The 26,775-nt window shown below is 46.8% G+C and carries 21 protein-coding genes and 1 tRNA gene; 12 read left to right on the top strand and 10 right to left on the bottom strand.

What is annotated here, in order from left to right; translation table 11 throughout:
* Positions 1–6: 6 nt before the first annotated feature.
* Entirely contained in the window at positions 7–258 is a 252-nt protein-coding gene (locus L0U89_RS02690; RefSeq protein WP_234860125.1) for a hypothetical protein, read from the bottom strand.
* A 24-nt stretch (positions 259–282) separates the two neighbouring features.
* Entirely contained in the window at positions 283–1,407 is a 1,125-nt protein-coding gene (locus L0U89_RS02685) for a glycosyltransferase (protein WP_234860095.1), read from the bottom strand.
* A 22-nt stretch (positions 1,408–1,429) separates the two neighbouring features.
* Between L0U89_RS02685 and ruvC the strand changes: the two genes are divergently transcribed.
* The 4 genes from ruvC (at position 1,430) to L0U89_RS02665 (ending at position 5,148) form a co-directional block, all read left to right on the top strand.
* A complete protein-coding gene (ruvC, locus tag L0U89_RS02680) occupies positions 1,430–2,005 on the top strand; it encodes a crossover junction endodeoxyribonuclease RuvC (RefSeq protein WP_234860124.1) in 576 nt (191 codons plus the stop codon).
* 59 nt (positions 2,006–2,064) lie between these two features.
* Complete coding sequence (locus tag L0U89_RS02675; RefSeq protein ID WP_234860094.1) at positions 2,065–2,628, top strand: Crp/Fnr family transcriptional regulator; 564 nt, start codon at positions 2,065–2,067, stop codon at positions 2,626–2,628.
* A 106-nt stretch (positions 2,629–2,734) separates the two neighbouring features.
* Positions 2,735–4,039 carry a parallel beta-helix domain-containing protein gene (locus L0U89_RS02670; RefSeq protein ID WP_234860093.1) on the top strand — a complete coding sequence of 435 codons (1,305 nt, stop codon included), beginning with the start codon at positions 2,735–2,737 and terminating at the stop codon, positions 4,037–4,039.
* A gap of 2 nt (positions 4,040–4,041) precedes the next feature.
* On the top strand, positions 4,042–5,148 hold the full coding sequence (locus L0U89_RS02665; RefSeq protein ID WP_234860092.1) for an SO2930 family diheme c-type cytochrome: 1,107 nt from the start codon (positions 4,042–4,044) through the stop codon (positions 5,146–5,148).
* Positions 5,149–5,178: 30 nt separating this feature from the next.
* Here the strand turns inward: L0U89_RS02665 and L0U89_RS02660 are convergent, their stop codons facing one another.
* On the bottom strand, positions 5,179–7,128 hold the full coding sequence (locus L0U89_RS02660; protein ID WP_234860091.1) for a M1 family metallopeptidase: 1,950 nt from the start codon (positions 7,126–7,128) through the stop codon (positions 5,179–5,181).
* A 220-nt stretch (positions 7,129–7,348) separates the two neighbouring features.
* On the opposite strand from L0U89_RS02660, the gene L0U89_RS02655 reads away from it, so the two are divergent.
* Positions 7,349–9,196 carry a TonB-dependent receptor plug domain-containing protein gene (locus tag L0U89_RS02655; protein WP_234860090.1) on the top strand — a complete coding sequence of 616 codons (1,848 nt, stop codon included), beginning with the start codon at positions 7,349–7,351 and terminating at the stop codon, positions 9,194–9,196.
* Between the two features lie 123 nt (positions 9,197–9,319).
* A tRNA-Val gene (locus tag L0U89_RS02650) sits at positions 9,320–9,394 on the top strand.
* Positions 9,395–10,166: 772 nt separating this feature from the next.
* Here the strand turns inward: L0U89_RS02650 and amaB are convergent.
* The 3 genes from amaB to L0U89_RS02635 all read right to left on the bottom strand — a co-directional run bounded on the left by amaB (position 10,167) and on the right by L0U89_RS02635 (position 14,705).
* Positions 10,167–11,711 carry an L-piperidine-6-carboxylate dehydrogenase gene (gene amaB, locus L0U89_RS02645; RefSeq protein ID WP_234860089.1) on the bottom strand — a complete coding sequence of 515 codons (1,545 nt, stop codon included), beginning with the start codon at positions 11,709–11,711 and terminating at the stop codon, positions 10,167–10,169.
* Positions 11,712–11,748: 37 nt separating this feature from the next.
* Entirely contained in the window at positions 11,749–12,750 is a 1,002-nt protein-coding gene (locus L0U89_RS02640; RefSeq protein WP_234860088.1) for a DUF4421 domain-containing protein, read from the bottom strand.
* A 752-nt stretch (positions 12,751–13,502) separates the two neighbouring features.
* A complete protein-coding gene (locus tag L0U89_RS02635; RefSeq protein ID WP_234860087.1) occupies positions 13,503–14,705 on the bottom strand; it encodes a pyridoxal phosphate-dependent aminotransferase in 1,203 nt (400 codons plus the stop codon).
* Between the two features lie 130 nt (positions 14,706–14,835).
* On the opposite strand from L0U89_RS02635, the gene L0U89_RS02630 reads away from it, so the two are divergent.
* From L0U89_RS02630 to L0U89_RS02610, 5 genes are all read left to right on the top strand, one after another.
* On the top strand, positions 14,836–15,693 hold the full coding sequence (locus L0U89_RS02630) for a toxin-antitoxin system YwqK family antitoxin (protein WP_234860086.1): 858 nt from the start codon (positions 14,836–14,838) through the stop codon (positions 15,691–15,693).
* A gap of 85 nt (positions 15,694–15,778) precedes the next feature.
* A complete protein-coding gene (locus L0U89_RS02625; RefSeq protein WP_234860085.1) occupies positions 15,779–16,210 on the top strand; it encodes a MarR family winged helix-turn-helix transcriptional regulator in 432 nt (143 codons plus the stop codon).
* Positions 16,211–16,308: 98 nt separating this feature from the next.
* Positions 16,309–17,313 carry an NAD(P)/FAD-dependent oxidoreductase gene (locus L0U89_RS02620; RefSeq protein ID WP_008631429.1) on the top strand — a complete coding sequence of 335 codons (1,005 nt, stop codon included), beginning with the start codon at positions 16,309–16,311 and terminating at the stop codon, positions 17,311–17,313.
* 8 nt (positions 17,314–17,321) lie between these two features.
* Entirely contained in the window at positions 17,322–17,645 is a 324-nt protein-coding gene (locus L0U89_RS02615) for a 2Fe-2S iron-sulfur cluster-binding protein (protein WP_234860084.1), read from the top strand.
* Between the two features lie 170 nt (positions 17,646–17,815).
* Positions 17,816–18,256 carry a DUF4440 domain-containing protein gene (locus L0U89_RS02610; protein WP_234860083.1) on the top strand — a complete coding sequence of 147 codons (441 nt, stop codon included), beginning with the start codon at positions 17,816–17,818 and terminating at the stop codon, positions 18,254–18,256.
* 17 nt (positions 18,257–18,273) lie between these two features.
* Here L0U89_RS02610 and L0U89_RS02605 read toward each other — a convergent pair whose 3' ends face one another.
* The 3 genes from L0U89_RS02605 to L0U89_RS02595 form a co-directional block, all read right to left on the bottom strand.
* Positions 18,274–20,439 carry a cation:proton antiporter gene (locus L0U89_RS02605; protein ID WP_234860123.1) on the bottom strand — a complete coding sequence of 722 codons (2,166 nt, stop codon included), beginning with the start codon at positions 20,437–20,439 and terminating at the stop codon, positions 18,274–18,276.
* 155 nt (positions 20,440–20,594) lie between these two features.
* Positions 20,595–22,712 (bottom strand): methylmalonyl-CoA mutase, encoded by a 2,118-nt coding sequence (gene scpA, locus L0U89_RS02600; RefSeq protein WP_234860082.1) that lies wholly within the window; start codon positions 22,710–22,712, stop codon positions 20,595–20,597.
* Positions 22,709–24,109, bottom strand: a complete 1,401-nt coding sequence (locus L0U89_RS02595) for a methylmalonyl-CoA mutase family protein (protein ID WP_234860081.1) — start codon at positions 24,107–24,109, stop codon at positions 22,709–22,711. Before L0U89_RS02595 ends, scpA begins: the two co-directional genes overlap by 4 nt.
* A 402-nt stretch (positions 24,110–24,511) precedes the next feature.
* Between L0U89_RS02595 and dnaA the strand changes: the two genes are divergently transcribed.
* Positions 24,512–25,930, top strand: a complete 1,419-nt coding sequence (gene dnaA / locus L0U89_RS02590) for a chromosomal replication initiator protein DnaA (RefSeq protein ID WP_234860080.1) — start codon at positions 24,512–24,514, stop codon at positions 25,928–25,930.
* 75 nt (positions 25,931–26,005) lie between these two features.
* Here dnaA and L0U89_RS02585 read toward each other — a convergent pair whose 3' ends face one another.
* Positions 26,006–26,764, bottom strand: coding sequence for a DUF3298 and DUF4163 domain-containing protein (locus tag L0U89_RS02585; protein WP_234860079.1), 759 nt, complete (start codon positions 26,762–26,764; stop codon positions 26,006–26,008).
* Positions 26,765–26,775 lie beyond the last annotated feature (11 nt).

Below are 26,775 nucleotides of genomic sequence, written 5' to 3'. Positions count from 1 at the left end.
AGTTTACTAGAGCGCATTGTGCTCCATGAGGCCTTTTTTGGCAGCGAGAAAGTACAAGTTGCGGCCCAATTTGAACATATCAAAACGCTCAAAAACCTCCTCATCCGGGCTGTAAAGACACTTGATGTATCCTTTTTCGCAAGCAGATTGGAGCGTCTCCAACAGCTTTTCCTCAGACCAGCCCAAGCTTTCCAGAAGGTAGCCAAATGGCTGGACAAAGTACAACTCGTCCAAAAGGTCAAACTCCGCATCCGTCATTTTATTTTGCATTTGCCCTTAAAATTACTGCTTGCGTCCATATTTTCGGTCCTTCCAGGTATAATTTAGAAAAAGCGTCCCTATCGCAGCGCCCAAAACATACCAAGGATGAATGATGCTGGTGACCCAAAAGCTGAGGGCCGGATTCAAGATCGAATAACTCTTCAGCACCTTTCCAAGTGCCAATTTTTCATACCAAATCTTCAAAAACCAAATAAAGAACAAAACCAAAATGCCCTTCCATCCTTGGAACAACAATACCAAAGATCCGACCCAAGCCAACTGAATGATTGCCGGAAATACGGCTGCCAACATATGTACGATTGAACCGTGCATGTTCCATTTGGATGCCCATCTGATTCGTTGGGAAAACATTTCCGACCATTTCGCTTGCGGTCGGGTCTTTACGAGGACATTTCGACTATTCATGTATCTTGCCGAAACAGCCCCAAATTGGCGGACGGTTTTTTTCAACAAAAACTCATCGTCACCGGTAGGAATGTGGGTATTGCCCTCGAAGCCATTCACTTGCAAAAACGATGATTTTCTAAAGGCCATATTGGCCGCACTGCACATGATCGGATTTCCAAGCGAAAAGCCAGCCTGCGTGACAAGGAGGATGCTCGCCCACTCAATCTGCTGAAATCTGTCGAAAAAACTACTTTGCCCCGAACTGATTACTGGTCCAGCGACCAAATGCACTTCCGCCTGTGAAAATGGACCAAGCATGCCCTCCACCCATTCCGTAGGAAATGCGCAATCTGCATCAGTCGTCAGGATGATGTCGCCACTTGCCATTTCTACGCCCTGTGCGATCGCAGCCTTTTTACCGTGCGATTCGGCTGCCACCGAGACCAGATGGATCTCACTCTCCAAAAACACTTCCCGGTAATCATCCACAAGACCCGCACCACCATCATCGCTGTGATCATCCAGCATGATAAGTTCCAACGGGCGGTGGGTTAGCTTCAATACAGAATCCAGCAAAGCCCCCAGGTTTGTTGCCTCATTTCTATATGCGACGACAATCGAAACATCCGTTACGCCTTTTGGTCTTGGAAGACCGGACGCCATATCCCCCCACAGCTTCCCCAAACCGCGAAGAAGCAAGGCATAAAGTATCCCGAAGAAAAGGTAAAAACTCAGCATGGAAATGGTTAAACTTGCGGTAATGGGTAAAGAAGAAAAAAAAGAGGGAAAGGAAAAAATTATTCTGGGAATCGACCCCGGCACCAACGTGATGGGATATGGGGTTATATTGACAGAAGGTAAAAAATACAGCCTGTTACAATATGGCGTCATTCATCTGAAAAAGTATGAATCCCACGAATTGAAGCTTAAAAAGATTTTTGAGCGGATCACGGGTTTGATAGAAGAATTCTTGCCAGACGCAGTCGCTTTGGAAGCTCCGTTTTATGGAGAAAATGTCCAGTCCATGTTGAAACTGGGACGGGCGCAAGGCGTGGCGATGGCAGCCGCGCTCGCCCGGGAGATCCCCATCACGGAATATTCGCCCAAAAAAGTCAAGCAATCTGTCACCGGTAACGGAAATGCATCCAAGGAGCAGGTTGCGGAAATGCTAAAGACTTTGCTCAAAATACAGGAAATCCCAAAGCTGCTCGATGCCACAGATGCCCTTGCTGTGGCAGTTTGTCATCATTTTCACGAAGGAAGGCTTCAAACAAGAGGTAGGTCTGAGGGTTGGAAGGCATTTTTGGAAGAAAATCCAGACAGAATAAAGCCATGATTCAAAAAAGTTGTACTTTTCGGCTGTTTGATTGTCGCGAAAAATAACCCATAAGCCTCTTGGAATCCCTACAACAGCTTTTCGGCAGATTCTTGGCATTGCCCCAAGAAAGCCAAAACAAACTGGAAAGTATTCTTACGGAAAAAACCCTGCAAAAAGGGGAGCTTTGGATTCAGGAGGGAGAAATCTGCGACAAGATCGGTTTCATTGAGCGGGGATTGATGCGTTCGTTCTATTACAAGGACAAAAAGGATATCACAATAAGCTTCAGCACAAAGGGTGAGTTTATTTCCTCAATGTCAAGCTTCATTTCGCGAATGCCTTCCTACGAAAGTGCCGAGGCGCTGGAGATCTGTCAAGTTATCGAGTTCCAATATGACCAATTGATGCCATTGCTCACGGAAGACCGTCATGTTGCGTACCTCTACCAGCGAATTCTCGAACAGAACTACATTGAGTTGGAGGAGCATTTGATTTTTTCAAAATTCAAATCTGCAAAAGAAAGATACTTGGAGTTGATGGAAACAAAGCCGTATATCATTCATAAAGCTTCGGTAGGTCAAATCGCTTCGTATTTGGACATGAGCCTTGAGACGCTCAGCCGCATACGTGCAACTATCTGATTTTTTGCCTTTGATCAATAATCTTAGCTGAAGTAAAGGGTTAAATTTGTAATATCCCATTATATTAAGGGTAGAGCAACCTCAACCATTGAAAATTTAAACCCAAATGAACTTCAAACTATTTCAAGCAAAAAACCTTCTTGCAATTTTTTCTCTCAGTCTGCTTTCAGGATGCAACAGCTCTACCAACGAGCAACTTTTTGATTCTTCGAAACTTAGCAGAGCAAGCGCCGAAGAAGTGGAAAAAGTGGTGGAGCAATTCATCCTTGCCGAAGACAGTACTGTGATCGAGATTCCAGCCGGATTCTTTGAACTCAAAACCCAACTTATCGTTGACAACAAAAACGACATCACTATCCGTGGAGCCGGAATGAAAGAAACGGTCCTTTCATTTAAAGACCTGAAAGCAGGCGGCGAGGGTGTGAAACTTGTCGGAAACCGCATCAAAATCGAGGATCTAACCATAGAGAATGCCCCAGGTGACGGCATCAAAGCCCAACATGCGGAGGACATTACCTTCAGAAAGGTCAATGTAACCTGGACACACGGACGCAAATCGGATAACGGCACCTACGCCATCTATCCTGTCCAATGCAAAAATGTCCTTATCGACGAATGCGTGGCCTCCCACTCCAAGGATGCCGGCATCTATGTCGGCCAATCGGAAAATGTTGTAGTTCGCAATAGCCTTGCCTTCGGGAATGTGGCAGGCATCGAAATCGAAAACTGTGACAACGCAGAGGTGTATGGAAACATCGCCCGAGACAATGCAGGCGGCATTTTGGTCTTCAACCTTCCCGGTCTACCGAAAGCAGATGGTAGGGAGACGAAGATCTACAACAACGAAGTACTTCACAACAACCATGTAAACTTTGCGGTGCCAATCAGCGATGAACCCAATGGTAACACCGTAACAATGATTCCTCCAGGTTCGGGAATCGTCCTTCTCGCAGCCAAGGATGTAGAAATCTACGGCAACAAAATCCATGAAAACAAAACGGTAGGCCTTGCCATCGCCAACTACCATATTACCGGTTTCCCGATGGACGCCCCGAATTGGTCGCCTTTTTCAAGCAATGTTTATATTCATGACAACGACTACAAGCGGACTTGGAGATTTCCGGACATATCGAAGGAATTTGGACAATTGATTACTGTACACAATGCGACGGGAATCGGGAGAACCCAAGATATCATCTATGACGGCTTTTGGGACAAAAATCTCGGCAACGAAATCAAGTCCAATCCCATGAAGATATGTATTGAAGAATCCCAAATGGCGGACCTTCACTTCTCCCTGTTTGACCTTTGGGAAGGTGAAGAAAACATCAAATCAAGCAAAGACTACAGTCCGTTTGTGTGCAAGGGCCAAATTACGACGGATGTGAGCGCCATTACAGATTTGAAATAACCATGAGAAAGCTGATCATTGTCTGTCTTCTGTCAATTGCCGCCTGCAAACAGGAAAAACCCGCAGAGACGGAAACCTTGGCTTCGGAGGAAGTCATTTGGGAGGCTCCTGCCGTGGATCTTGCACAGGTAGATTTTTCCCAAATACCTTTCAAAAATCTTTCGGAATACGGTTTTTTTCTCGGGCAAATGATGAAAATGATCCCGGCAGAGGGAGTGCTTTTGTACGAACCATCCTCTTCCCTATTTACCGATTATGCCCACAAATCCAGATTTATCTGGATGCGCAAAGGAAATTCCGCCCAGCTTCTGGACGATGTGGAAGGCAGCATGGATTTTCCGGATAAGACGATCCTGATCAAAAATTTCTATTACCCGGCGGACTTCAACAAACCCTCGGAAAACAGGAGAATTCTCGAGACCAGACTGCTGATCAAGCGAAACGGGACTTGGGATGCATTCCCCTATGTATGGAAAGACGACCAAACAGACGCAATCTACAAGGTCGTCGGGGCCGAAATCCCCGTGAAATGGACTGATGAAGCCGGAAACGAGCAAGTGATCAACTATATCGTTCCCAACAAAAACCAATGCAAAAACTGTCACAACAAACAGGAAACGATGGTACCGATCGGGGTAAAAGCCAAATACCTCAACCACGCCATCACCTTTGCTGAGGGAGAAAAAAACCAACTGCTGAAATGGCAGGAAGCGGGATACCTTTCCGGCCCGACGGATATTGCTTTATTGCCGTCCATGGTCGATTACCGGGACGAGAATCATTCACTTGATCTGCGGGCGATGGCCTACTTGGATATCAATTGCGGGCATTGCCATCGGGCGGAGGGGCCAGCCAGTACTTCGGGGTTGTTTTTGACCTATGAAGAAAAGGACCCGCTGCGACTTGGCATCAACAAAGCCCCTGTAGCAGCCGGTACGGGGGCAGGATCCTTCAAATACGACATCGTCCCCGGCCATTCCGACCAGTCCATCCTTACCTACCGCATGTCTACCAACAAAGTCGGCGCCGCCATGCCCGAAATCGGCCGCGTGACCGTGCATGAGGAGGGAGTGAAATTGATCAAGGCGTGGATAGATGGGATGAAATAAAAAAGCAGCCTTTCAGCTGCTTTTCCGTGATCAATCTTTATAAATGCTATTCGGCCATTTGTCATTGCCGGCATTGATGTCGGTGATGACTTTGTCTGGGTCGATTTCGACCGCGACGACTGGTTTGTCTACTTTGAGCAAGTGGTTCCATTGGTTGCCTTTGAACCAAATTTCGACGGGAAGCATTCTTCGCTCCTTTTGCCCGTCCTCATAGGTGATTTCCAACAGTACTGGCATGGGGATCTCTCCCAGATTGGCCAAGGAAACGACGTAGTTGGCACCGTAAGGATACACGCCATTGATGGCCAGATCGATGTTGCCATTGCTATAGAACCAGCCCTTCCAGAACCAGTCAAGGTTTTCTCCCGTGACGTTTTCCATGTGGTTGAAGAAATCCGTCGGCTGCGGATGCTTGTAGGCCCATGTCTTGATGTAGGATCTGAATGCCTTGTCAAACTTCTCAGCCCCCAACACATATTCACGCAGCATGATCATTCCGAGGGCGGGTTTGACGTAGGCTACCATTCCAAGGTTGTTGGATAGGGTACGGTCTGGGTGGGTAGCGATCGGCTCGCGGTCCTTGTTGGTCAGCCATCCTACATTCCTGCGGGTCTGGATGAGGTCGTTGGTATACTCACCTTTGTTGAAAGCCAAAAAGCTGTAGTAGTTGATAAAGGTATTGAAGCCCTCATCCATCCAAGCGTGGCGACGTTCGTTGGTACCCACGATCATCGGGAACCAATTGTGGCCAAATTCGTGGTCGGTCACACCCCAAAGGCTCTCCCCTTTGGACCTCCAATGACAAAAATTGACGCCCGGATATTCCATACCATTGATTTCGGCTGCGACGTTGACAGCCACTGGGTAGGGATATTCGTACCACATTTGGGAATAGTGCTCCACGGAAGCCTTGCCGTATTCGGTGGATCTCCCCCACGCTTCCTGTCCATCACTTTCAGCCGGGTAAACAGACTGTGCCATGGCCTTTTTCCCAGAAGGAAGGTTGATGCGGGCTGCATCCCAAATAAAGGCTTTGGAAGAAGCAAAGGCTACGTCCCTGGCGTTTTTGATCTTGAAATGCCAAGTCAAAGTGCCATCTTGTTTTGGACGTGTGATCTCGTATTTTTTGATTTCATCAGGCTTGACCAGGTACACCCGCTCGTCGCTGTTGGCGGCCTGGGCCATTCGGTTCTGTACTTCCTTCGAAAGTACTTGGCTTGCGTTGACCAATTCACCAGAGGCCACAACAATATGGCTGTATGGAACGGTGACTTTGTATTCGAAATCCCCATAGCCCAAATAAAACTCACCCGCCCCGAGGTATGGGTCTGTATTCCAACCTGTCACATCATCGAATACAGCCACCTTGGGATACCATTGGGCCATGGCGTAAATCGTGCCATCCTTGACATTGAGTCGGCCCATGCGGTCCATACCCTTCTCTGGGATCTTGTACTCAAAGTCCATCGAAACGGTAGCTTTTCCGCCATTTGCAGGAATCGGCTCGGCAAAACTCACCTGCATCCTCGTGTCGGAAATGAAGTATTCGCTTGAAATTGGCCTGTTTTTCCCGACAATTTGTGCCTTGAGGTTGGAGATTTTGTAACCCCCGTTCACATCTCCGTTGTAGCGGTTGCCCTGTACAGGGGTAGTCAGAGTACCGCGTGAATCAGCCATAAACCTGTTTTGCTCCAAATATAGCCACACAAAATCCAGTGACTCGGGGCTATTATTGTGATAGGTAATCGTGATTTTACCTTTTAGCATATGCTCCACGTCGTCCAATGCTACTTCAATGTTGTAATCTGCGCCATTTTGCCAATACATCGGTCCGGGCTTTCCTGACGCAGTCCTGTAAGCGGTCCCCTGTCGGTATCCAAATTCAGTAAACGCGCCGTCGCGGTTGTCTTTGACCTGCTGGCCATTTACAGCCAACGAAACACTCATGCAAAGCAAGAGTACCCAAATTCTCAATCCCATATTTCAAATTATTTTTAAAGTTGCCGAAAATAAGGAATCCGACTTGAAGAAAAAATCATTTTTGGCGCTGCTAGGTTTCCGAAATCAAAAAAGAAAGGTTTTCAGGCATTGACCCAATAAATATTTAAAGCCACCTCCCCTTTTTCCTTCAGCTGGCAGAATGAAAGTTTGTTGCTTGGGAAAAAATGGAAGTAATTTGTTTCATAACTTACCACAACTGATGATGAACAAATTTTGGATTTTATGTTCATTGATTGCCACGATAAATATTTCGGGGTTCAGTCAACAAGATACATCCACGGTTGATTTGGGGGAATTTATCCTTCAGGAAAACCGGATGGAAATCCCCTTTAACAAGACTTCCCGCAACATCAGCGTCATCGGGCGGAAAGCCATCGAGACCATGCCGGCCCGCAGCCTTCAGGAAGTGCTTTCCTTTACCCCGGGCGTAGACGTAAGGCAGCGCGGCGTCTCAGGCGTCCAAGCAAATATCGGCATCCGTGGCGGAAGCTTCGAACAGACCCTCATGTTGCTCAATGGCATCAAGCTCACCGACCCACAAACGGGCCACCATATGATGAACATTCCCGTCCCGCTCCAATCCATTCAGCGGATCGAGGTATTGAAAGGTCCAGGCTCGCGGATTTTTGGACAAAATGCCTACGCCGGTGCCGTCAACATTATCACGGAACTGCCAGAAACTTCGATGTTTAGGATGCAGGCCTATGGAGGCGATTTTGGGGCCTTGGGCGGACACATTATAACCTCAGCGCCGATTGGAAAGTACAAACAGACAGTGTCACTATCGAGAGACCAATCGAATGGCCATTGGTACAATTCCGATTTTAAAGTCAACAACCTTTTCTATGAATCGGGCATAGACATCAATGAGAAAAACGAGATTCGGACGATGTTTGGCTACACGGATCGGGACTTTGGCGCCAATGGCTTCTATACCAACCGCTTTCCCGACCAATGGGAGGCTACCGAAACCTACCTCGCCTCCCTCAGCCATACATACCGGGCCGAAAGGCTCCAAATTCAAACCCGTGGCTATTGGCGACGAAACGATGACGAATTCAGATTGAGACGACTTGAGCCGGAGTTTTTCACGAACCTACACACTTCTGATGTCCTTGCCTTGGAAACCAACGGTACCTATCAATCCAAATTGGGCACGACAGGATTTGGCTTGGAAGGAAGGCAGGAAAACCTCGAAAGCACCAATTTGGGCGCACGAGAACGGCAATTTATGGGCATCTTCGCAGAGCACCGCAAGGAAATCGGCGAAAAATTGGACTTCCGGGTTGGGATTTATTCCAACTATTACGATCAATACAAATGGCGGCATTTCCCCGGTGCGGAAGTCGGCTACCAACTCAGCCCCGCTTCCCGTCTGTATGCAAACTACGGTGCGAGTTTCCGGGTGCCTTCGTTTACCGAACTGTACTACCAAGACCCGTCCAACAGCAGCAATCCCAATCTCTTACCCGAAGAAGCCCAAACCTATGAGGCGGGATGGAAAGTGTGGAAGCCCCGACTGAGAACAGAATTGGTATACTTCTTCCGTCGCACCGAAAATCTCATCGACTACGTCCGCCAACCTTCGGAAATAGATCCAAACCCAAATCGATGGACTCCAGAAAATATCACGGCTATAGATTTCCACGGGATTGAGACATCCTTCCAATATTTCCTCAATTGGGGAAATGGTGATGCCAAGCTTCGTGAGTTCCAAATCAGCTATAATTACATCAACGCCAACCTCAACCAAGCGCCTGGCTTGGAATCGCGCTATGCGCTCAATTCCCTCCGCCACCAACTGATTGCGGGCATTCAGGCAGAGTTTTTCCAACGGGCAGAATTTACGCTAAAGGCCCGGTACATCGAGCGTATGGCATTGGATCCCTATTTCCTGATGGACGCACGCTTGGATTTCAACAGGTTAAAAAAATTCGGATTCTTCGTGGAAGTCTCCAACATCACTGATACCGACTACGTCGAAGCCGGCTGGGTTCAAATGCCGGGCAGATGGGCCAAGGCCGGGGTGACGGTGAATTTGGATTGAGAAAATTTACTGGTTCAAAATCAAGCGGTTATTTACAAAAGAAAAAAATTCAGATTTCTTTCTTTGCAGTCAGAAAAATAAAAAACATATATTTGCACTCCGTTCTGAAAGAGAGCGGTTTTCGGGAGTTTAGCTCAGCTGGTTCAGAGCATCTGCCTTACAAGCAGAGGGTCGGGGGTTCGAATCCCTCAACTCCCACTTCGAAGCCCCAAATCGGGGCTTTTTTGTTTTAATTCGAAATCAAAAAGGCCGCAGAGGGTCGGGGTCCGCGATGGCTATCGGGACGAATCCCTCAACTCCCACTTCGAAGCCCCAAATCGGGGCTTTTTTGTTTTAATCCGAAATCAAAAAGGCCGCAGAGGGTCGGAGTCCGCGATGGCTATCGGGACGAATCCCTCAACTCCCACTTCAAAGCTCCAAATCGGGGCTTTTTTGTTTTAATCCGAAATCAAAAAGGCCGCAGAGGGTCGGGGTCCGCGATGGCTATCGGGACGAATCCCTCAACTCCCACTTCAAAGCCCCAAATCGGGGCTTTTTTGTTTTAATCCGAAATGAAAAAGGCCGCAGAGGGTCGGGGTCCGCGATGGCGATCGGGACGAATCCATCAACTCCCACTTCGAAGCCCCAAATCGGGGCTTTTTTGTTTTAATCCGAAATGAAAAAGGCCGCAGAGGGTCGGGGTCCGCGATGGCGATCGGGACGAATCCCTCAACTCCCACTTCAAAGCCCCAAATCGGGGCTTTTTTGTTTTAATCCGAAATGAAAAAGGCCGCAGAGGGTCGGGGTCCGCGATGGCGATCGGGACGAATCCTCCAACTCCCACTTTAAAGCCTTCGGAACCTTATCCCGAGGGCTTTTCTGTTTTGCTTAACCTTCCACAGGTATTGAGGAAATCGACTTCGGTTGGATCTACTTCACTGATTTCTGGGCATATTGGCTCTTTTCGTCCGCTTCGCCCATAGGGCAGTCCTCAAATCTCAAACCTAATCCCTTGAGCAAGGGGGAGCGCTGTACTGTAATTGATCGTATTGGTCTGGCGGCGCATATAGGCTTTCCAAGAGTCCGAACCGGATTCGCGTCCTCCGCCGGTTTCCTTTTCCCCTCCAAATGCCCCGCCAATCTCCGCACCGGATGTGCCGATATTGACGTTGGCGATACCGCAGTCTGAACCCGCGGCGGACAGGAAAGCCTCCGCCTCGCGCATGTTTAAAGTCATGATTGCGGAGGATAATCCCTGCGGCACGCCGTTGTGCATGGCTATCGCCTCGTCGAGGGTCTTATATTTGATCAAGTACAAGATCGGCGCGAATGTCTCGTGCTGCACCATCTCGAAGTGGTTTTCGGCTTCGATGATACAGGGCTTGACATAGCAGCCTGACTCATATCCGGAACCCGTGAGTACACCTGCTGGCACGAGTTCATTTCCTCCTTGGGCTTTGACCTTTTCCACTGCGGATAAATAGGCCTTGACCGCGTCTCGGTCGATGAGTGGACCCACGTGGTTTTTCTCGTCCAATGGATCCCCGATCACCAACTTGGCATAGGCGGATTTGAGCCTTTCCTTGACCGTATCATAGACAGATTCCTGTACGATCAGACGTCTGGTCGTGGTACAGCGCTGACCAGCAGTACCCACTGCACCAAACAAAGCCCCACGAATGGCAATATCCAAATCCGCGTTTTCGGTGATGATGATGGCATTGTTGCCGCCTAGTTCCAAAAGTGACCGTCCCAAGCGGGCCGCTACGGCTTGACCGACAATCTTGCCCATGCGGGTGGAGCCGGTCGCAGAGATCAAAGGAATCCGCGAGTCTTGGGTCATCATTTCACCCACCTTGTAGTCTCCATTGATGAGGCAAGATATACCCTCCGGCAGTTCGCTTTCGCGGAGTACCTTTGCTACGATATGCTGGCAGGCCAAAGCCGAAAGTGGCGCTTTTTCAGAAGGTTTCCATATACATACATCCCCGCAGACCCAAGCGATCATGGCATTCCATGACCACACAGCAACCGGAAAATTAAATGCGGAGATGATTCCGACGATGCCCAAGGGATGCCACTGCTCATACATGCGATGGCCGGGACGCTCTGAGTGCATCGTCAGCCCATATAATTGCCTGGAGAGGCCCACTGCAAAATCACAGATATCGATCATCTCTTGGACCTCGCCGAGTCCTTCTTGGTAGGACTTGCCCATCTCGTAGGAAACGAGCCTGCCCAAGTCGGCTTTGACGACCCGGAGTTCGTTGCCAAGTTTCCTCACAAATTCACCACGCTGTGGCGCCGGGACTCTTCTCCAGGTTAAAAAGGCTTCCTCTGCCTTCTGGACCACCGCCTCATAGGTCGCCTTGTCAGTAGCTTGCACCGCTGCAATTTTATTTCCATCTACAGGTGAAAGGGATGAAAAAAAACCTGCCGATGTATGCAGCCAATTTTGGCCGGTTGAACTTCCTGGGTTTTGGTCCTTGATGCCGAGCGTCTCTAAGGATGCGCTGATCTGTGCTGGTAATGACATATTTGGGTTTGATTTTGATTGTTAATATAAAAAGGGGTCAGTCCTCTTTTTGCTTCTTGAGCTTCTCGGGTAGATACCGCTCCAAATCTACATAATCCAAGTACTTCTTCAATTTGGGTCCTACGTCAAATCTGTAAATAAAATTGATTCGGTAATTGCCCGTCATCAATTGGTTTGCGAAATCATCCACTCTCGGTAGTCCCAAATTTGCGTGTACATAATTAGCATTAATCGACCATACCGGGCCGTTGTACCCAGCAAATCCTCTCAAAAAAAAGGTGTTGGTCACATTCCATTGCGGTGAGGAGTCAAAATTCTGCTCCACATTGGAAAAACCAAAACTCATGCTGCTTGATACCAATCCTGTCAGGAAGAAATGCTTTTTGATCACCAATGTGGCGACATAACCAATGTTTGGGCCGAACTGCAAAAAACCAACCCGGGTAAACTCCCGACTGAGCGGGTTGTCTGGCTCAAAAGGAATCGGATACGGGTTCTCGGCATGTCCACCGTACATTTCAAAACCACCCAAAAGACTTCCTGCTGATTTTTTTTGCCAACCGGTCTGCAAAAATGAAGCCTTCAGCGACAACCTGTCACCATTGAAAAGGTATTGCACGTTGGCACCGAATTTCCTCACACGCATGTCTGGAAAGACCATGATATCCGGATCGTCTACCAATTGACCATTGATCCGCTGCAAATAGTAGCCGTTGTAAAACTGCCCGAAGAAATCGATGACAAAATTCCTAGGATAAACGTGTCCCTGCAGATCCAAGTAACGGCCGTCTACGCGATCCATATTTGGATTCATAAAAGGAAAGCCTACGGCAATATTCAGCGTGAAATCATTGTAGGAGGCACCCACTCCAAGGTTAAGGTTCGTGTTTGGTTCAAACCTCATACGCGTGTCACTCAAGTTGTCTTGTAACACCAAACTTGTATACTTCCTGGAAGTGTAAAGCCTTGTCGTCAGCATTTTCCGATAGCTTACATAATATGTCGTGTCTCCCTGCGCATGCGAAAAATCTGTTGCCAAGGAAAAGATTCCCGAAAAAAGCACGAAAACGATATAAAAGGAAAATCTCAACTTAATGTCACAATATTTCAGACCCAATATATCCAGAAATAAAAAATCCGCATTACTGCGGATTAGAATTTAAATGGAGATCAGAAAAAGTCATTCTCACAATAATCTCCATTTATTTAATCATCAAAAGTCTTTAGCAGAAAAAGTTGCTTAATCACCCGAGACAAATATAGCAAACAATGATTTAGAAAAACAAGAGTATCATCTAGGTTTTTTTTGATTTAATAATAAAATAATCATAATTGAGTTTTCACGACAAAACCGCACTTCTACCTATCAGACCGATTAAAGCGTTTTAGCAATGTATTTTTTGACAATCAATTCTTTGTCGATATCCTTAGGGTTTCCATAAAATTGAAAATTAACTCATTATTTTATTGATTTTCAACATTTTGATCTATACCGCTTCGATACAATATTCAACTAGTTTCCAAGATTATCTTTTAATTTTATCATTTAGTTGAAATCAACGAACAAAGTCAAAAAAACACGTTAGTTAAATTTTTCTTTGAATTTTCATATTTATTATCCACCCGTGAAGTCTAATGACAATTAACTATGGGGTAATAATCCAAGGATTTACTCTACGTTGGAGTGCGGATTGGCTTATTTGAAAATCCCTTCAAGCACTTCTATTGGGGATTTGTACAAAAAAAAATCCCCGAACCACAGGCCCGGGGATAGAATATGGGTTATCGTGTTTATGCAAGTTTGGCCAAGGCGGATTTCATTCGTTTGAGAGCCTCCACAAGTTCCTCGTCCGAAGCCGCATAAGACAACCTGACGCAGTTTGGTGCTCCGAATGCCTCACCAGTTACCAGTGACACGTTGGCTTTTTCAAGAATATATAAACAGAGATCGTCCGCATTATCTACTTTAAACCCGTCCGCTGATTTTCCGAAAAATGCTGTCACGTCGGGAAAGAAATAAAATGCACCCTCGGGAATATGCGTCTTGATACCAGGAATATCTTTTAAAAGACCCAAAACCAAATCCCTTCTGCGCAAATAGGCTTTTTCCATCTCTTTGGACGGCGTTTGGTCGCCAGTGATCGCCGCCAAAGCAGCCCTTTGGGCAATGCCCGTACCACCTGAAGTGAATTGACCTTGCATCTTCTCACAGGCTTTTGCAATAAACACGGGCGCACAGATGTAACCTACCCTCCATCCTGTCATCGCATATCCCTTAGAAAATCCATTCACCGTAATTGTTCTTTCAAACATCCCGGGGAGAGATGCGATGCTGAAATTTTTCCCGGTGAAATTGATCAGCTCATAAATTTCATCGGCGATTACAAAAAGGTTCTCCCTGCTTTTAACGATGGCTGCGATTTCCTCCAGTTCAGCCTGACTAAATACAGAACCGGTTGGGTTACAAGGAGAGGAATAAATCACCGCCTTGGTCCTATCCGTCAGCGCCGCTTCCAATTGCTTGGCTGTGGCTTTGAAGTTGTTTTCGAGGTTTCCTTCTATAAGCACGGGAACACCACCAGCCAATTTTATGATTTCGGCATAGCTCACCCAATAAGGCGAGTAAATCACCACCTCGTCACCTTCATTGATAAGACACATGAACACATTCGCGATGGAATGCTTGGCCCCCGTCGAAACGACGATGTTTTCGGCTTTGGCTTGGGAGATATTGTTTTCCTCACGCAGTTTCTTCGCGATCGCTTCCCTCAGGTCCTGGTATCCAGCCACTGGTGGATAGGCGAAATATTTTTCCTCATCGATTGCATCTTTGGCTGCCTTTTGGATATGCTTAGGTGTCTTGAAATCTGGTTCGCCCAAACTCAGGCTGATGATGTCAATTCCTTGGGCTTTCAAATCCCGCGCTTTTTTGGCCATTGCCAGAGTCGCGGATTCTTCCATCTGGTTGATGCGATCGGATAAAATAGGATTCATGAGGTTTGATTTTTAAAATTCGGCCAAAAATACAGATTACAATCATTAATTCTCAAAAAATCATTTGAATTGCTGATAGTTCCGTGTTTTTTTGGTAAAATAACGATCGCCCAAAATTCGTTGTAAAAACATGAAATCCCGGATTTTCCTTCTCGCATTGATTTATCTAATCGGCATACGTGTGTCTTTTGCCCAAAAGGACAAAAAAGAACAACAAACAGACCCTGATTCCTCAGGAGTCGTGACCGATAGGTTCTTGCCTACCTCGGCACCGATGCTGCTTTTCGAGGACTTAAACAAAACTGATAAAAAGAAAGAGAAAAAGAAAAAGGCGAAAAAGAACATCTACTTTGGAGTCAAGACAAAGAAGGGCTACACCAAACAGAACATTCGAGAATCGGTCCAATATGAGGTTTTCAATTATACAACCGAAACCAGGACAGTAGATCCCTATATTAGGGATATTTATTGGATCGACAATCGGGATAAGGTCATCCGCAGCCAAAACTTTGACCCGGCACGCGGATTTCTCCTTCACGGGCCGTATCAGCGGGAAGTTGGCGAAGTCGTTGTCGAGAAAGGCTACTATTTTTTTGGCACAAAACATGGCACCTGGCTTAAGTTTGACAACAAATCTGTACTTCTTGACAAACTCCACTACTCCGAAGGCTGGCCCAAAGATTCCAAAGTCACCTACTATAACCGCGAAAAACGCCAGATCGAAAAGCTTATCCCCGTGGAGTATGAATTAATGGAAGGCAATTTCTTTCATTTCCATGAAGACGGGCAGGTTGCCGTCACCGGGGAGTACCATTTCGGCGAAAAAGTCGGGCTTTGGACCGAATACTGGAATGTGAAAAACAGTGCAGTCCGCAAGCGGGAAATCCAATACCAAAGTGAGCCGTTCACGAAAAACTTCAGACCCTACATCCGCGCAGAATGGGACAAGGACGGCAATCTCATCTACAGAAGGGAAAACGTGAATTGATATTTACCTATATTCCCTATCTTTTTTATAGGTTTTTATTCGTAATACCAAAATCATACTTACATTTGTCATGCTAATTATTGGTATGACACAGGAACAATTCAGCAAGTACTCATTTCTACTCGATCGGACTGCCCGGCGTGTCAAGCAGTATGCTCAGCGAAAGTTCAAGCTGGAGGATTTCGATATCACGGTCGACCAATGGCTGATTTTGAAAAACCTATCTGAGAATGAGCTGATGAGCCAATCCGAAATGGCCCAAATCCTATTCAAAGACCAACCGACACTGACGCGCATCATCGATATCCTGACCAAAAAAGGCTATGTGGAGCGTGTCCCCCACCCCAATGACCGGAGAAGTTTTCAACTGGTACTTACGCAGACGGGCGCCGAAAAAGTAGAAGAACTCAAACCAAAAGTCTCTGAGATCAGACAAAAAGCTTGGGAAAACCTCAACGAAGGGGATTTTGAGGAATTTAAGCGGATCCTCAACAAGATTTATGACAACCTTGAATAGATCTTATCAAAATTGAGAAATTACTTGTCATACTAATTATATTTGTACGAACAAACAGCTGAAAAAGCTGTTAAATCTATTGATAAACCATTTTCATCATGATTACGACAGACCTTTGTATCATCGGGGCGGGACCAGTTGGTCTATTTGCGGTTTTTGAAGCAGGATTGCTGAAGATGCGCTGCCATTTGATCGATTACCTTCCGCAGGTCGGTGGGCAATTGTCGGAGATTTATCCCCAAAAACCGATCTACGATATCCCGGGCTATCCGGAGATCAATGCGCAGGATTTGGTGGACAACCTGATGTTGCAAATCAAGCCATTCAAGCCGACATTTACCTTGGGCGAGCGTGTGGAGCATCTTGCTAAGCAGGCTGACGGATCGTACATCGTCACCACAAATGAGAAAACACAAGTGCATTGCCAAGTAGTGGTGATCGCCGGCGGCTTGGGCGTATTTGAGCCGAGAAAGCCCGCTGTGGAAAATCTGGAGGCATTTGAAGGAAAAGGTGTCGCTTACATGGTAAAGAACCCAGAGACTTTCCGCAACAAAAAGGTTGTGCTGGCTGGTGGAGGTGATTCCGCTTTGGACTGGACGATCTATCTGGCCGATGTGGCTGAAAGGGTAACCTTGGTTCACAGAAATGAGACTTTCCGTGGCGCTCCGGATTCGGCGTCCAAAGTGTTTGACCTAGCCAACAAAGGGAAAATTGATTTGATCCTTTCCGCCAATCTCAAAGAGCTAGGTGGCAACGGGACATTGAAAACTGTCACTCTCGAAGGCAAATCCAAGGAGGAAATCGTATTGGATGCGGATTATCTAATCCCCCTGTTTGGCTTGAGTCCAAAGCTCGGTCCGATTGCAGACTGGGGACTCAGCATTGATAAGAATGCCATCGAAGTAGATACCCGTGACTATTCCACCGGCGTGGAACGCATCTACGCCATCGGCGATATCAACACCTATCCAGGAAAGCTGAAGCTGATTCTCTGTGGCTTCCACGAGGCGGCCATCATGATGCACTCTGCATTCAAATATGTCTATCCCGACCAAAAACTCAGCTTCAAATACACCACCGTCAACGGCGTAAACGCATTCTAATCAATCCCATGATATCATTTACCGTAGAAGACCAAACAGGCAACCGGCAACAAATCGAAGCTCCTGATGACATGGGGCTGAGCCTGATGGAAGTGCTGAAAGCATCCGAATATCCAATCCTCGCTACCTGCGGTGGCATGGCACTCTGCGCTACCTGTCACGTGGAAATCCTTGAAGGAAAGGATGGCCTCGGAGATGCAACTGATACCGAACTAGACCAGCTAGAAAACCTGCCCGAGTATTTCCCAACTTCGCGCCTTTCCTGCCAAATCCGCATCGGCGAGATTCTGGAAGGTGCAGTGATAAAACTGCGGGGCGAAGATGTGGTATAGTCAGATCCAAGCGGATTTGTGTAGACAACCTAATTGGCCAAAACTCAAATGAAAGAACGCCATCTGTATCCAGATGGCGTTTTCCTTTGCCGAGATTCTGGCAAAAGGCTTTTTTTACAAATTGGTTTTACATGTTTTAATGGGTATTTTCAATGCAAAACTCCAAAAACATGAAGCTATCATTCCTGATACTGGTGATTTTTCCGATAGCCGTCTTTTCGCAGTCCGAAAAATTACAGGAAAAAGAGAAAATCAAAACTCTCATCATGCAGTATTCGGAAGCAAGGGAAACACAAGACAGCATTCTCCTGCGTAAAATCCTGACCGAGGACATAGACCAACTGGTCTCAAACGGACAATGGAGAAGCGGGATTGCTGAGGCTACAGCAGGCATGCAGACAAGCACCCGTTCCAACCCAGGCACACGTAGCCTTGAGGTCGAAAAGATTAAGTTCCTCAGCGAAAATGTGGCATTGGTAGATTGCCGGTATATAATCACTAGTCCAAACGGATCCAAAAGGGAAATGTGGAGTAGCTTTTCTGTGGTTAAAACGGGTGAAAACTGGAGAATCTCCGCAATCCGGAACATGAATCCTTCAGCAGGAAACTGACTCCTCAGTTCGCTTGGCTATTTCTTCTTAAAAACCTTCCCAATCGCTTCGGAAAAATTCTCCAATGTATGGACGCTACCGGAAAGCAAGGGATTAAGGAAGGAGGTGCCTCCCGTTTTGGCGTAGGGATCCTCTAGATCATTTTGGATTGGATAGACCAGTATGAAATTGTTCTTGTTAAAATACTTGTTGAGGTATTTGGGCAGTTTCTGCATCACCGGATTGTACGATTCCCCACTTTTTCGACTCATGATGACCATCAAGGCATCATTTTCTTTTAAGTCCCTTGACAATATTAAGAAGTCTTCCCAGTCAGGAAACTCCGTGAATTGAGCCTCGATGCTAAACTTTTTCTGAACCTCTTTAATAAATTCCAAGGTTTCCGAATGGGCAAAGAAAGACAGTTTGGCCCCGGTATTTCTACCGATATTCCATACCCTCAGCAGCCAATGTATAAATCCAAGCTCCTTTTCGGCATTTTTGGGAATCACGACTACATACTTCCCGATCGTATTCAAAGGCTGGTAACTCTGGTAAATAAATGCCGTGACCTGGATTTTGGACAATACGCCCTCTGTAAGTTTGCCAAGAATAGAATCAGAGATGGATTGCTGCTTATGTAGCCCTAGGATGATATCCGTCGCCTTGTTTTCCTTGGCCACATTGGATATCCCGTTGACAATATTGCTGTCGTACCGGACAAGTTCGCTCAGGATGTTATCAGTCGCAGCAGCCGCCTTTGTAGCTTTTTCCAGAAGCTTCTTGGCATTCTTTTCCTTCGCTTCATCCGTGACATCCGAAGGAATGATGTTAAGGGCAATTAGAGAGTTCTTTGTCGATTTAGATTTGATCGTCACACCGAAATTGATCAGCTCCTCAATATTTTCCGGGTAATTGACTGGAATAAGTATTTTCTCCTCAAGTTCATTGGATTCTTTTTCTTCGGAAGATTCTTTTTCCTCCTCAAGGGCAAGCACGGTACCGCCCCTTTGGGCAACGAACGAGGCAATCGTACAAGTAACCAAAATCATCAGGATGGTCCCATTCAGAATACTGTCACCCAATAGTCGGATAGGCGTGCCGTCGGGATTTTCCCCGATGATAATTTTGTATCCTACGAGCACCGCCGCCAAAGTCGCCGCTGCTTGGGCATTGCTCAGTCCGAAGATCACGTTTCGCTGTGCCACGGAGAAACTGAAGGTTTTTTGAGTGAAATATGCGGCAAGGAACTTGGCAAGCGTCGCCACGATGGTCATGATGATGGCAACCTTGATCGTTTCGAAGTCTGAGATGAAAACCCGAAAATCGATCAACATACCAACGCCAATCAGGAAGAAAGGGATGAAAAGCGCGTTGCCAACAAACTCAATCCTGTTCATAAGCGGAGAAGTATGGGGTATAAGTTTGTTCAAAGCCAAACCCGCCAAGAACGCCCCAATGATTCCTTCGATTCCTGCGGCCTCAGCCAAAAACGCACCGAGAAACACGAGCGCCAAAACAAATATGTATTGGGAAATATTGTCATCGCTCTTTTTGAAAAACCAGCGGGCCAACATTGGAAATACAAACACCACAATGCTTGCGAAAATCAACAAGGAAATAAAAAGTCTCAGCCAGAAATTGCCTGTCATCTCTCCGGTAGACATCCCGACCACCACGGCCAATACCAAGAGAGCCAAGGTATCGGTAATCATGGTACCCCCAACGGTGATGTTCACCGCTTTATTTTTCGTCACGCCCAACTTAGAGATGATTGGATAGGCAATCAGCGTATGCGAGGCAAACATACTTGCCAACAGAACCGAAGTTGCCATTCCAAAACCCAAAATATAGAGACCCGAAAGCGTACCCAAAACCATGGGAATCACAAAAGTGTACATACCAAAGACGATGCTTTTGGTCGAATTCTTCTTGAAATCGGCCATATCGATTTCCAATCCAGCCAAAAACATGATATACAGCAATCCCACCGTGCCAAACAGTACCACGCTGCTGTCCCTTTCCAGCAAATTAAAGCCATTGGGTCCTATAAGCGCACCTGCAATGATCAACCCGATCAATTGCGGGATTTTTATCTTGTTGAGCAGCAGCGGCGCAAAAAGGATGATGAACAGGATACTGGAAAAAACAAGGACTGGGTTGGTCCAAGGAAGCTTAAAGTTCAATTCCGCCAAAAACATCATAGTTGACAAGTTCAAAAGAGACACAATTTAACTCTAAACTCCTCGCAAATCGATAAAATTCACCCAAACAACTCGGGACTAGTCCGGCAAAAACACATTATATACACCATAATTTGCCTCAACCCGCAATAAACCAACGGCTTAAAGAATCGATTCTAGGTCATCAATTTTTCCAAAATTTCCTTGGCAGCCTTGGAAATGACCGTCCCTGGGCCAAAGACAGCTGAGACGCCCGCATCGCTAAGGAATTGGTAGTCTTTTGGTGGAATCACTCCTCCCGCAATCACCATGATATCTTCCCTCCCCAGTCGCTTAAGCTCTGCAATCAGCGCTGGCACCAAGGTCTTATGGCCGGCTGCAAGGGAGGACGCCCCCACGATATGCACGTCGTTTTCGACCGCCTGCATGGCCACTTCCTCCGGGGTTTGGAATAAAGGTCCGATATCGACGTCAAAGCCTAAATCGGCAAAGCCTGTCGCAATGACTTTGGCACCCCGATCGTGGCCGTCCTGGCCCATTTTGGCAACCATGATGCGTGGCCTCCTTCCTTCCAATTCCGCAAAACGGTCAGCCAAAGCCCTCGCTTCTTGAAATGCTTTATCGTTTTTGGCCTCGCCAGCATACACGCCTTTGACAGATTGGATCGCAGCTTTGTGCCTGCCGAATTCTTTTTCCATCGCATAGGATATTTCCCCTAAAGTAGCCCTTTTTCGGGCTGCTTCCACGGCCAATTCGAGAAGATTTCCCTTCCCGGATTCGGCCGCAACCGTGATCGCGGAAAGTGCGGCGTCGACTTCCGGTTGGCTGCGCTCAGCTTTGAGTCGGTGCAACCGCTCGATTTGGGCTTCCCTGACGGCGTTGTTGTCCACTTCGAGAATATCAAACTCCTCCTCTGATTCTGTTTGATACCGATTGACGCCTACGATTACATCACGGCCGCTATCGATCCGCGCTTGCTTCCTGGCGGCCGCTTCTTCGATACGCATCTTGGGTATCCCAGCATCTATGGCTTTGGCCATACCGCCCATGGATTCAACCTCATCGATCAGAACTCGGGCTTTTTTGACCAATTGATCTGTGAGGTATTCCAAATAAAAAGACCCACCCCAGGGATCCACGACTTTTGTAATTCCCGTCTCTTCTTGCAGAAAAAGCTGGGTATTTCTTGCGATCCGAGCAGAATAATCCGTCGGAAGCGCGATCGCCTCGTCAAAAGAATTGGTATGCAAAGATTGGGTATGGCCCAATGCCGCTGCCATAGCCTCAATGGCTGTGCGTGTAACGTTATTGAAGGGATCTTGGGCCGTCAGGGACCAACCCGAAGTTTGACAATGGGTGCGTAGCGCCATTGACTTGGGGTCCTTGGGGCCAAATTGCCGCACGATTTCCGCCCAAAGGAGCCTTCCCGCCCTCATTTTGGCTATTTCCATAAAATAATTCATCCCAATAGCCCAAAAGAATGAAAGCCTCGGCGCAAAATCATCAATATCCAAACCTGCCTGTATGCCTGTCCTGAGGTACTCCAAACCATCCGCCAAGGTATAAGCCAGCTCCAAATCGGCAGTTGCACCTGCCTCCTGCATGTGGTAGCCCGAGATAGAAATGGAATTGAACTTAGGCATATGTTTCGAAGTGTAAGCAAAAATATCTGCGATGATTCGCATCGATGGCCCAGGCGGATAGATGTAGGTGTTGCGGACCATGAATTCCTTCAGAATATCATTTTGGATGGTGCCACTCAACTGTTCTGGCTTCACTCCCTGTTCTTCGGCCGCGACAATAAAAAAGGCCAAAATCGGGATCACCGCCCCATTCATCGTCATGGAGACAGACATTTGGTCCAAGGGAATCCCATCAAACAATACCTTCATGTCCAAAACAGAATCGATCGCAACACCAGCTTTGCCAACATCACCGACTACTCTGGGGTGGTCGGAATCGTAGCCTCGATGGGTAGCCAAATCGAAAGCGACTGAAAGCCCTTTTTGTCCAGCCGCTAAATTTCTCCTATAAAACGCGTTAGATTCTTCTGCCGTAGAAAAACCTGCATATTGCCGAATCGTCCATGGCCGCATCACATACATCGTACTGTAAGGTCCCCGCAAAAAAGGTGGAATTCCCGCCGCGTAGCGCAAATGCGACACGTCCTTCAGCAGTTCACTACCGATAACGCCGGGCACTGGAATCTTTTCGGCAGATTCCCAAACACCAGCAGATTCATTTTGACCACCGTTTTGATACTCAAATCGAAGTTTGGAAAGATCGGGCCTCATGCTGGATTTTGGTTTTGGTGTTCAAACAATAGGGTTTCACGCCAAGGTAACAATTGCCAGACCTGCTCTTGAGGCAATTCTACATTCGGCCGACTTTCATTCGGTGCAAATTTGTTGGTGCCGATTTTTGGAGACTGCCCCTCCAAAACCGCCACCATTGACATGTCCCGTGCCGCACGAATCTCATTCTGCATCTGTCCCGATTCGAATGCTTGCCACCAGCCGCCAATTTTCTCGATATCGATAAGCTTGGATTTAACTTTTCCCAAAATCTCCCGAATCAAAACCTCCAAATAGTAACTACCGGCGGCAGGATCGACCACTTTGTCCAAAAAGGATTCCTCTTTGAGGATATTGGAGATATTGCGCGCCATTCTTGTCGAAAAATCAGACTTCGAAAAATCATGTGTGACGACCGCGAGCGCGTTGCATCCGCCAAAGATGGCAGCCATCGCTTCGGAAGTATTTCGAAGCAAGTTCGTATTCACATCCCAAGTACTCTTGGTCCAATTACTTGTCCCGACGAATATTTCTACCATTTCTGGCTCCATCGATACGCCATATAAGGTTGCAAGCTGGTGAAAAATCACCCGAGCGGATTTGACTTTGGCTATTTCTCCAAAAAAATCACCCCCCACTTCTGTGCAGACGAAGCAATTAGAAAACAGGTCAGCCGGTGAAATTCCATGCTTCTCCAAACCATCCACAAGCTCAACCAAGCCACCGAATCCATATGCCAACTCCTGAACGGCCGTAGCGCCAGCTTGATGGTAATGGGAAAAGCGAATCGCAAGCGGCCGGAAGTCCGGATAAGCTTTTACCGAAGCGAGCAAAGACGCTGCATTTACATAAATGTCCTCCTTTTCCAAGCGGTATTGAAGCGCCTGAACAAATCCGTCCCAGATAATCCCTCCATGCAGCTCGGCCGGTTTGATGCCTGCGGCTTGAATCCAGGATTTGAAGCTTTCCCACAACTCAAGAACACTCCCTTCCGTCTCCAAATACACTGTAATATACTGAATCCCGACGTCCTTAAGCAGCGTTGCCCAATCGATCGGTCCATTTATCTTCAAATAGATCCCGTCAATCCCGTTCATCAAAGCATGAAGGATTTCCCGATTGGACACTTTTTCATCCTCGACCTCGAAGGTTCCAACATTAGCCCAAATCCGAGGGGGGATACCGGGAATTTCCGGATTGGGATGGAAGGCGTTGCGGTAACCCTCGAGTCCGGAGACTGAGTCCTCTTCCGTGTAACAAGGCTGAATCCTGATCCCGTCAGGATTCATGGTAGTAAGGGTGGCCTCAAAGTCTTTTCCTCTGATATCCTGCAAGACCTGTCGTATCCAGTCTTCCTTTGACGAGTGCGGAAAAGCATCAAAAGTGGTTTTTTTCATATTTGGGTTTATCAATCAGTTGTACTCAGCGCATGCCGTTAGTACGCAAGACAATACCCAAAAATAAGCGATCAGCAGGGATTTGCCACCACAAATAATCGAATGGAATCTCAACGCTGAATTATAATCCGGGGTGACACGCGGTTAGCTTAGGCCGAAAATCGAAAATTCTCCCGCAATCCTGTTGTATCCCTTACTTGAAATCGCACAAATCAGAAGTCAAAAACACATAATTTCAGGCGGCGAAATCAATCCAAATGGAATTGTCAGGCTTTAAGGAATTATTAAAAAGTCAAGCCGAATTTGATTTTTAATTTAAATTAAAAATCCACAAATTTGGAACCCTTCGAAAAGAGGTGAGGGTTTCCACAACAATTCATGTTTAGATATATTAAGTAGAAAATGAGTTCAGAGGCAAATGCAGTTTGGAACGAATGTTTGCGCGTCATCGAGCAACATGTCCCTGAACAAAGTTTTTCGACTTGGTTTAGGCCCGTCAACCCGGTGAGGTTGGAGGGCTCGACACTGACCATTCAGGTTCCGAGCCAATTTTTTTACGAATGGTTGGAAGACAATTACGTGAATGTCTTGAAGCTGGCGATCAAATCCACCCTGGGGCCCAATGGCCGCTTGGAATATGCCGTCGTGGTTGATAAGGGAAATTCCCAAAACCAGCCCTACGTCGTCAGCTACCCGCAGGTTGGAAATACACCATTAGCAAAAAAACCAGGAGCTCCAGAGGCAAAAAGCCCATTTGATATTCCCTCGATCAACGAGGAATGGCTGATGCAATCCAATCTGAACCCAAACTACACCTTCAACACCTATATCGAAGGTGATTGCAACAGACTCGCGAGATCGGCAGGATTTGCGGTCGCAACCAAGCCCGGCATTACCTCTTTCAACCCGCTGATGGTTTATGGTGGCGTGGGATTGGGAAAGACACACTTGGTGCAGGCCATTGGCAACGAAATAAAAAACGGACCTGAGGATAAGTTTGTACTCTATGTGTCCTCGGAGAAGTTCGTCAACCAGTTCATGGATTCGATCAAAGACGGCAATGTAAAGTCCTTCACCAATTTCTACATGCAAGTGGATGTGCTCATTATCGACGATATCCAGTTTCTTGCTGGGAAAGATCGAACGCAGGAGATGTTTTTCCACATCTTCAACCACCTCCACCAAAACAAGAAGCAGATCATCCTGACTTCCGATTGTCCGCCCAAGGACCTCAAAGGTTTGGAGGAGAGGCTTTTGTCCCGCTTCAAATGGGGCCTGACAGCAGACCTGCAGATGCCTGACTTTGAGACAAGGGTCGCAATCATCCGTAGGAAAATGCAATCCGAGGGTATTTACATCCCTGACGACGTCATCGAGTATCTTGCCTATACCGTTGACACAAATGTCCGTGAATTGGAAGGCGTGATGATTTCCCTGATCGCACACGCATCGCTCAATCGGGTAGAGATTGATTTGGCCTTGGCCAAGACCATCATGAAAAACATCGTGAAGGACATCGAAAACGAGGTGGGCATCGATTTTATCCAAAAGACCGTATCTGACTATTTCGACATTAAAACCGAGGACCTGAAGGCAAAAACCCGCAAAAAGGAAATCGTGACAGCCCGTCAAGTGGCCATGTATTTTTCGAAGGAATTTACCAACCATTCCCTCAAATCCATCGGGTACCATTTTGGTGGCAGGGACCACAGTACGGTCATCCACGCCGTTCAGACGGTCAATGACCTAATGGAAACGGATACTACCTTCAGAAATGCCGTAAACGATCTGAAGAAAAAACTGAAGATGCGGTCATACTAGAAAGTTGGGAGGTCCTGCGGTAAGGAAGTTCCGGGTCTCGGATGTGAAAAGGTATCAAGGTTTGATTTTATCTCTCTATTTGTTTGTAAATGCCACGATTCCAGCCAGTTCAGACAGGGGCAATTTGAGTTCGGTTGGACCCATGACATAGGGGCCGATTTCATAGGAATTGTAATAAAGTACCAGAGAATCGAGTTCGAAGCCAATCGCGGCAGGGAGAAAAAATTCATCTCTTTCATTTAGAAAAAATCGCCCATCATCCTTCAAGTTCATGTCCTCACCGACTGCATGGTACTTGCGAAACTCCACCTCTGCTTTGGAAAGTAGTGTCCTTTCCTCCAGAATCAACTCAGAATTTGTAATTCCTTGTCCCGTATTCTTGTCAAAATTCAGATAGGAGCGAAATGAATTCGGATGGGCGCCGCCTGTAAAGGAAAAACTGTCAAAGACCAAACTCAACAGAGAATCGCTTTGATAGGAAACACGAACTTCCATGGAATATTCCCATGAAATGGCATCGGGAAATTCTTTCTTCAAGGCGATATACTCACCTATAAAACCCTGAACCGCGGAATCCAAGGAAAGTGTTTCAGGTTGCCCCTCAAAAGACATCCCTTGGACAATGATCCGTTCTATCAGGGATTGTAGTTTTTCGTCCCCAAAAACCGGATAGGAAATATCAACAGAGACACACTCCTTCCCTGCGCAGGTTTTTTGCTCAATTTTTTTGATTTCAAAAGCCCATCGTTCTTGGGATTCTTCTGGTTTTTTGGTTTGGCAGGAAAAAACCAGTGCGGAAACGACAACAAACGCCAGAAGATGGTTGAATTTCATTAATATTCGAA

The sequence above is a fragment of the Mariniradius sediminis genome, from assembly GCF_021491425.1.
GTDB classification, from domain to species: domain Bacteria; phylum Bacteroidota; class Bacteroidia; order Cytophagales; family Cyclobacteriaceae; genus Mariniradius; species Mariniradius saccharolyticus.
Note: the sequence above shows the minus strand (reverse complement) of the source record. Positions and strands in the feature narration are given on the sequence as shown.